The organism is Streptomyces sp. NPDC059851, assembly GCF_042732005.1.
In the GTDB taxonomy this organism is placed as follows: domain Bacteria; phylum Actinomycetota; class Actinomycetes; order Streptomycetales; family Streptomycetaceae; genus Streptomyces.
Window position 1 is genome coordinate 52118 of the sequence record NZ_JBHWJJ010000006.1, and the last position, 8040, is coordinate 60157.

Annotated in this window: 3 protein-coding genes; 2 read left to right on the top strand and 1 reads right to left on the bottom strand. The window is 75.3% G+C overall.

All coding sequences use genetic code 11. From position 1 onward, the window contains the following. Nucleotides 1–94 precede the first annotated feature (94 nt). Nucleotides 95–2707 carry a SpoIIE family protein phosphatase gene (locus ACFV7Q_RS03120; RefSeq protein ID WP_385423071.1) on the top strand — a complete coding sequence of 871 codons (2613 nt, stop codon included), beginning with the start codon at nt 95–97 and terminating at the stop codon, nt 2705–2707. A 399-nt stretch (nt 2708–3106) separates the two neighbouring features. Further along, nucleotides 3107–4105 (top strand): endonuclease/exonuclease/phosphatase family protein, encoded by a 999-nt coding sequence (locus tag ACFV7Q_RS03125; protein WP_385422967.1) that lies wholly within the window; start codon nt 3107–3109, stop codon nt 4103–4105. A 101-nt stretch (nt 4106–4206) separates the two neighbouring features. Here the strand turns inward: ACFV7Q_RS03125 and ACFV7Q_RS03130 are convergent, their stop codons facing one another. Continuing rightward, complete coding sequence (locus ACFV7Q_RS03130; protein WP_385422969.1) at nt 4207–7734, bottom strand: protein kinase; 3528 nt, start codon at nt 7732–7734, stop codon at nt 4207–4209. Nucleotides 7735–8040 lie beyond the last annotated feature (306 nt).

An 8040-nucleotide genomic window follows, 5' to 3' on the forward strand; every position in this document is an offset into this window, starting at 1 on the left:
GGGAACGCCGTGCCGTCCGGGGCCGTGGTGCTGAATACTTCGGTCATGGCCGGTCCGGTTGCGGTGAGCTGGAGGGGACGGTCGCGTGAGCGAGATACCTGCGCAGGCACATCAGGCCCGTGTGCCCCGGGAGGCATGGCACGACTCTTTGTGGCACAGCAGTCCGCCTGGCTCGATATATGACTACATCAAGGTCGCATCGTTCTCGATCGGACCGGACGGCCTCATCGACCAGTGGAGCCTGCGCGCCGAGGAACTGTTCGGACTGACCGCCGCACAGGTCGTCGGACGCGACCCCGTCGACGCCTTCATGCCGCCGGAACTGCGTGAGGGCGGCCACCGGCGGGTGGCCGAGATCCTCGACGGCAAGGAATGGACGGGCCTCGTCCCCTTCCGCGTCCCCGGCGGCCACGGCACCCACGGCGTGGCCGAGATCTACGTGATGCCCACCCAGACCGAAGCCGCCGAACGGGCCGCGCTCTGCGTCGTCGTCGACGTCCGGGCCCTGCGCCGCATCGAGTCCGACCTCGCCGCCTCACAGGCCATATTCGGCCAATCTCCCTTCGGATTCCTGCTCTTCGGCACCGACCTCACCGTCCAGCGCGCCAACCGCCGCTTCGCCACGGTCTTCGGCGGCGCCGTCGAGGAGCACCGAGGCCGCACCGTCCACGACTACCTCCCGCCGCCGGAGGCCGACAGGATGATCGAAGCCCTGCGCAGGGTCCTCGAAACCGGCGAATCCGTCACCGACCTGCGGATCACCGGCGCCGCCCCCGGCCGGCGGGAGAACCGCCACTGGTCCATCAACCTCTACCGCGTCCACGGCGCCAGCGGCCGCCCCGTCGGCGTCGCCGGCATCGGCACCGACGTCACCCGTCGCCACCTCGCCGCCCGCGAGGCCGCCGGCGTACGGCGCAATCTCGCCCTCCTCAACGAGGCCGGGCACCGCATCGGCAACTCCCTCGACCTGGAGACCACCGCCCGCGAACTCCTCGACGTCACCGTGCCCGGCTTCTGCGACCTCGCCGCAGTCGACCTCTACCAGGGGCTGCTCCTCGGCGACGACGACCGGCCCGCCCGCCCCCAGGGCCCCGGCGTACCCTCCCTGCCGCCCGGACAGCGCAACGGCCGCGCCCCCTCCGCACCCCTGCGAAGGGTCGCCTTCGCCTCGGCCGTGTCCGACGCCCCGCTCTCCGGCGCCGGCGCACCCGTCGCCGTCGGGGAGACCCACCGCTACCCGGCCGCCTCCCCCGGCGCCCTGGCCCTGCGCACCGCACGGCCGCGGACCATCGAGGGCGGCGGACCCGACGACCTCGTCCAATCCACCCTCGTCGTGCCGATGGTCGCGCACGACACCGTCGTCGGACTCGCCCAGTTCTCCCGCACCAAGGGCAGCGAGCCCTTCGGCGAACGCGACCGGGCCGTCGCCGTCGAACTCGCCGCCCGCGCCGCCGTCTGCATCGACAACGCCCGCCTGTACCGGCGCGAACACGAACGGGCCCTGATACTGCAGCGCAGCCTCCTCCCGCCCGGCGACCCCGAGGCGGCCGGCCTCGACATCGCCTGCCGCTACCTGCCCGGCAACGCCGCCACCGAGGTCGGCGGCGACTGGTTCGACGTCATCGAACTGCCCGGCCACCGCACCGCCCTCGTCGTCGGCGACGTCATGGGCCGCGGACTGCGGGCCGCCGTCGCCATGGGCGAACTGCGCACCGCCGTACGCACCCTGGCCCTCCTCGACCTGGAGCCGGCCGAGGTGCTCGCCGCCCTCGACGAGATCGCCCGCGGACTCGGCGCCCCCGGAGGCTCCCAGCAAGCCTCCCGGGCGGCCCTGCAGGCGCGCGACGCCGACCGCTCCGAGGTGTACCTCGCCACCTGCGTGTACGCCGTCTACGACCCCGTCACCCGGCGCTGCACCATCGCCAACGCCGGCCACATGCCGCCCGTCCTCGTCGAGCCGCCCGAACCGGGCGCCCCGCCCCGGCCCGCCCTGCTGCTGGAGGTGCCGCCCGGGATGCCGCTCGGGGTGGGGGGCGAACCCTTCGAGGAGGTCGAGGTCGAACTCCCCGAAGGAGCCCTGCTCGCCCTCTACACCGACGGGCTCGTGGAATCCCGCGACCACCCCCTGGAGGAGGGCCTGCGCGGACTGCGCGAGGCCCTGGCCGACCCCGTACGGCCGCTGGAGGACGTCTGCGACCACGTCCTGAACACCCTCGACACCCGCCACGGCGAGGACGACATCGCCCTCCTCATGGCCCGGGTCCAAGGACTGCCCGTGGACGCCGTCGGCGACTGGCAACTGCCCCGCGAGGCCCGCTCCGTGGGCCGGGCCCGCGAACTCGCCCGGGCCAAACTGCCCGCCTGGGGCCTGGAAGGGCTCCTCGACACCACCGAACTGCTCGTCAGCGAACTCGTCACCAACGCCCTCCGGTACGGGGAGGGCGAGATCCGGCTGCGGCTGCTGCTGGACCGGACCCTGGTGTGCGAGGTGTGGGACGGCAACCTCGTCCAGCCGCGGCGCCGCCGGGCCCGCGACACCGACGAGGGCGGCCGCGGACTCCAACTGGTCGGCATGCTGTCCGCGGGCTGGGGCACCCGCCGCACCCACCGCGGCAAAACCGTCTGGTTCGAACTCCCGCTCCCGGGCGCGGAGGGGGACCCACTGCCGGAACTCTCGGCGGAACAGCTGCTGAACATGTACGGGTGAGCGGGGTCGGGTGACCCGTGCTGGGCCGGTGATCGGTCCGGGGTTCGGGTGACCCGTGCGGGGCCGGGTGACCGTGCGGGGTCCGGCAAGGACGGGACGGGAAGGGCGGGCCGCCGGCGGTCCCCCGGGGCGGGGGTGGGTGCCGGGGGCTGCCCGCCGGTCCCGCTGCGCTCTTCGGCGACCCGCTTCGGCCGCCCGGCCTACGCCTGGATCGCCACCTTCCCGAGGGCGCCGTAGGTTCGGCGAGCACGTGGGCATTTGCCCGGGTTTTCACCGAAAGGCCGCCACATGACTCGTCGATGGTTCACGTCCGCTCTGTGCGCGCTCGCACTCCTGGTGCCTGGGTCACTCGGCGCGGCCGCGGCCGCCGCCGAGGGCGGTCGAACTCCTTTGCGGGTCATGACCCGCAACCTCTACCTGGGCGCCGACCTGGCGCCCGTCCTCGCCGCCACCAGCCCTCAGGCGCTAGTCGCCGCGGTGACCGCGGTGTACGCGAACGTCCAGGAGACGGACTTCCACGAGCGAGCCGAGGCCCTGGCCGACGAGATCGCCGAGACCGACCCCCATCTCGTGGGGGTCCAGGAAGCCGTGCTCTGGCGCAGCCAGACCCCCGCCGGGCCGGGGAGCGCCACCCACGTCGAATACGACTTCCTGCAGATCCTCCTCGACGAGCTCTCCGCCCGCGGCAAGCACTACGCGGCGGTGGCCAGCATCACCGTGGGCAGTGACTTCGAGGCCCCGCGTTCGACGCCCGCCGGGCTGCAGGACATCCGCCTCACTGACCGTGACGTACTCCTGGCCCGTACCGACCTGCCCGCCCGTGAGTTCTCCGTGGCCAACGCGCAGTCCGCCCGGTTCCAGAATTCCGTGAGCATCTGCCGCCCGGCGCTCGGCTGTCCGCCCAACCCTCCGATCCAGCTCCGACGCGGCTGGGTCGCCGCCGACGCCACCGTGCACGGCCGCACCACCCGGGTGGTCTCCACGCATCTCGAACCCCTAGCCCCCGCCGTCCAGGAAGCACAGGCCGGCGAACTACTCGCGGGCCCGCTGAAGACCATGCTCCCGGCCGTGCTCCTCGGTGACCTCAACTCGGCCGCCGGCGGGGTCGGCGCGACACCGGGAACCAACACCCGGAGCTACGCCCAGCTCCTCGCCGCAGGCTTCACCGACGCCTGGACCGTCACCCGCCCCCGCAACCTCGGCTTCACCTGCTGCCAGGACGCCGACCTGCGCAACCCCACCTCCGAACTCAGCCAACGCATCGACTACGTGCTCTACCGCGGCAAGATCAAGGCCCTGGCCAGCCACCGGGTGGGTGAGGCGCGGGCCGACCGCACTCCCTCAGGGCTGTGGCCCTCGGACCATGCCGGTGTCAGCAGCGTGCTCCAGCTGCACTGAGCGCGACACCCACCAGCACCGGGGCGCCCCCCCGGTCGGGCGCCCCCCGGTTAGGTGCCCGCGGTCATGTGCCCCCGGTCCAGGTGTCCCGGCGCGTCGGCTCACGGCAGTCCCACCGCCATGAGTTCCGGCCGTGGCACGACCAGGAGGTCGTCCAGGAGGACGGGGCGGACGCGGCCGACGGCCGGGTCCGCCCACTGGCCGCGGACCCGGCCCGTGCGGGCGTCCAGGGCGGCGACGAACGGCTCGGCCTCCTTGCCCCGGTGCAGCAGCCCGCGCTGCCCCGCCTGCGCGACCCGTACGTACAGCGCGTCCGACCGCACGCCCAGCAGGTCCAGTCCGCACAACGATGCCCTGCGCCGGGCCAGCGACCGCTGCCAGAGCGGCCGACCGGTCGCCGCGTCCAGGCAGAACACCAGGTCCCGCCCCAGGTCCGGTCGCTGGGCAGCCGCGTAGAGCAGACCGCGGTCCTCCAGCACCCGCGGGGCCGGTACGCCCAGTTCGAACTGCCAGGCCTCCAGGCCAGCGCGCCGGGTCAGGGCCCGTAGGACGTCCCCGTCCACGACGTGGACGAGGCGTTCCGCGGGCCGGAGCGGCGCCGCCGCACGCGCCGGCCCGCCGCCGGGGCCGACGCGCCTGCGGTCCCACGCCACCGCGCCGTCCGTCGTGCGCAGCGCCCGCAGTCGGGAGCCGTCCACCACGACCAACAGGTCGTCCGCCAGGGTCAGCAGGTCGTCCGAGGTGTCGTGCTCGTGCCGGGCGTCCTTCGGCGTACGGTCCTCCCACGCCGTGTCACCCGTCGCGGCGTACAGGGCGGTCGGGCCGTCCGCGGCGTGCAGGACGACCAGCTCGTCGGTGAGGTGGTGCAGGGCCGCCAGGGACAGGTCCCGCCACCAGCGCACCCGTCCGTCGTGCGGCTCGCGCGCCAGCAGGCGGACGCCGGGCACGTCGTCGCGGCGCACGAGGACGCAGACCGTCCCGGCGTCCGTCAGGCAGTCCACCGACAGCCGGGCGGGGGACGCGGCGGCCGCGAGCGCGGGCGCGGGCGTACCCTCGTCGGCGTACGCCGACCAGCGCACGGCCCCCGTACGGCCCGTCACCCGGCCCACTTCGGCGCCGTCCCGCCACACCACACCGTCCCCGGACCGGGCCAGCCACTGCGGCCGGACCCCGGTGGACCAGACGGGCTCACCGGCCGCCGCCGGGCGCGGCCGGGCGGAGGGCCCCGGCCGGGACCCGGCGGCCACCGTGGGCGCCAGCGCGGGTGCCACCTTGGACGCCACTGCGGATGCCAGCGCAGGTGCCGCTGCGGACGCCACTGCGGTCGCCGCTGCGGCCGACGGCGTGCTGCCGGCAGCGGCCGCCGCCTGCGGCAGCCAGGGCAGCCGGTCCGCGGCCACGCAGGCGCGTGCGATGCGGGCCAACTCCCGGGCCCGCTCTGCCGGATCGGGCAGGCGGCGGGCCCGCTCCACGGACTCCCGGGCGCGCGCCGGGTCCGGGGGATCCCCGTTGCTCGCCGCGACGCGGTTCCGGGCAGCCTCCAGCCAGGCCAGGGCGTGGCCGGCCTTCTCGTCGCCGTCGGCTGCCTCCGGCCGGCCGCGGAGCAGGCCGTCGGCCCGGGAGCGCAGCCGCTCCGCCTCCACCGGCTGCCCGAGGCGGGCGAACCGGGCGGCCTCCTCCCGCAGCCAAGCCGCCCGCTCCTCCAGGACGTGCGGCAGCCACTCCTCTGCCTGCGCGAGGGCCCGGGCGGCGCCGGCCGCGTCGCCGGCGGCGGCGCGGTCCTGCGTCAGCTGACACAGGGCGAGCAGCCGGCCCCCGGCGGAGCCGATGCGCTCGCTGAGCCGCAGCGCCGCCATGAGGTCCCGCGGTGCGAGGGCCACCACCAGGTCGTAGGTGGCGGCGGCCCGGCGGGCCGGGTCGCCTATCCGTTCCAGGTCCCGCTCGGCCCGGCGCGGGTCGGTCGCGGCGAGGGCACTGTCGATCCGGGACCGGAGCCGACCGGCCGCCGGGCCGTCAGCGAAGTGGTACGCGGTGAGCTGCGCGGCCTGCTCCGGCGCTACGGCCACCAACTCCTCGGCCACCGCACGCAGCGGGCCCCGGCGGTCGGGGCCGGGCACGGTGAACAAGGCCTGCTGGGCGTCGTTCAGCAGGCGGCGGGCCCGCGCCGGGGCGTGCGGGGCCGTGCCGTGGGCCAGGCCGGTCAGCAGGCGGGCCACCCGGGCCCCGTCGCCCGCGCCGCCGGTCCACGCCGCGTGCTCGGCATCCGCGAGCAAGCGGAGCGCGAGGTCCGCGTCGAAGCGGGCGGCGGCGTCCGCGGCGGCCGCCAGCACCTCGGGACGCGCGTCCCCGGCCGCAGGCAACACCGCCTCCGCCTCGCGCACCAGATCCCGTACGAACGCCCCCACCGCGGCGGGCACACCTCCGCCGCCGGGACGCCACCAGGGGGCGGCGGGGTGGGCGGTCTGACCTGTGCTGCGGTCCGTGGGGGAGGCCCCCGGTGGGGAGCCGCCTGCGGTTTGCGGGGCGGATTCCGGTGCGGGTTTTGGTCTGGCGTCCGGTGCGGTTCCTGGTGCGGGTTTTGGTCTGGCGTCCGGTGATGGTTCCGGTCCGGCGGGTTCGTCGTACCGGGGTCGGGTCCTGTCTTCGGGGCGGTCCAGGAGTCCTGTCCCGGCAGCGGCGGTGTCGCTCCCCGTCGCGGTCCGGGGGGTCGCCCTGGTCCCGGGGGTCACCCCCGTTTCGAGACTCACCGCCGGCTCGCGCCCGGATTCCGCCCCCGCCGGGGATTGCGCCGCCCCCGCCCCGGAGCCCAGGCTGCGCAGGGTCTTGCCCACCCACTCGGCCGACTCCGGCCGGTCCGCCGGATCCTTGGCCAGCAGGGCCAGGACCAGCCGCTCCAGTTGCGGGCTCACCGGCACCCCGGCCCGCCGCAGCGGCACCGGTTCCTCCTCGATGTGCCGCAGCATCAGCACGTACGGGCCCTCGGCCTGCCCGAACGGCGGTTCCCCGCTGAGCAGCGCGTACAGCACGCACCCGAGCGCGTACAGGTCGCACCGCGCGCCGACCCGCTCGCCCCGCCACTGCTCCGGAGCCATGTACGGGGGTGTCCCGAACGGCCTCCCGGTGACCGTCCAGCCGGCGGTGACGTCCGCCGAGTGCGCGATCCCGAAGTCGCAGATCTTGAGCCGCCCGCCGGGCAGCAGGAAGAGGTTCGCCGGCTTCAGGTCGCGGTGGACCACCGCCTGCTCGTGTGCGGCGGCCAGCGCCTCCGCCGTCTGGGCGCCGAGGTCCAGCACGAGTTCCACCGGCAGCGTGCCCTCCCGTGCCAGCAGCGTGGCGAGGTCCTCCCCGGCCAGTAGCTCCATGACGATGAAGAGCCGGCCGTCCTCCTGCCCGACGTCGTGGACGACGGTGATGCCCGGGTGCTGGAGCCGCGCCCCGATGGTCGCCTCGCGCCGGAAGCGCGCGACCAGCTCTGCTTGTCCGTGCCTGTCCCTGTCCCCACCGCCCAGCAGTACCTTGACCGCCACCGGACGGTCCAGCGCCAGGTCGTGGCCACGCCAGACCTCGCCCATGCCGCCCTGCCCCAGTCGCCGGTCCAGCCGGTACCGGCCGGCCAGCCGATCCCCCATCCGCACCCCGATGCCCCCTGACACCACGTCATACGGCTTTGTTCCCCGGGGCATTGTGTACCAGCGAAGGGAACGGAGAGGTGTCGGGAAGGCGCCGGGTTTCGCCGGGGCGGGGGTGGCGAGGTGCCCGGGGGGCTGCCCGGGGGGCCTGCGGCTGCACCAGGTCGTCTTCGCCGCGCACGGTAGATCCGGTGCGCATCGGATCGCTACGTGCTTCCGTCGTCCCGGCGGCAAGCCACCGTCAGGCGTCCTGGGCCCCGTCCTTCCGGCCCGCCGCCGGCCCTCGTCCCGGGAGGGGCGAGGGCC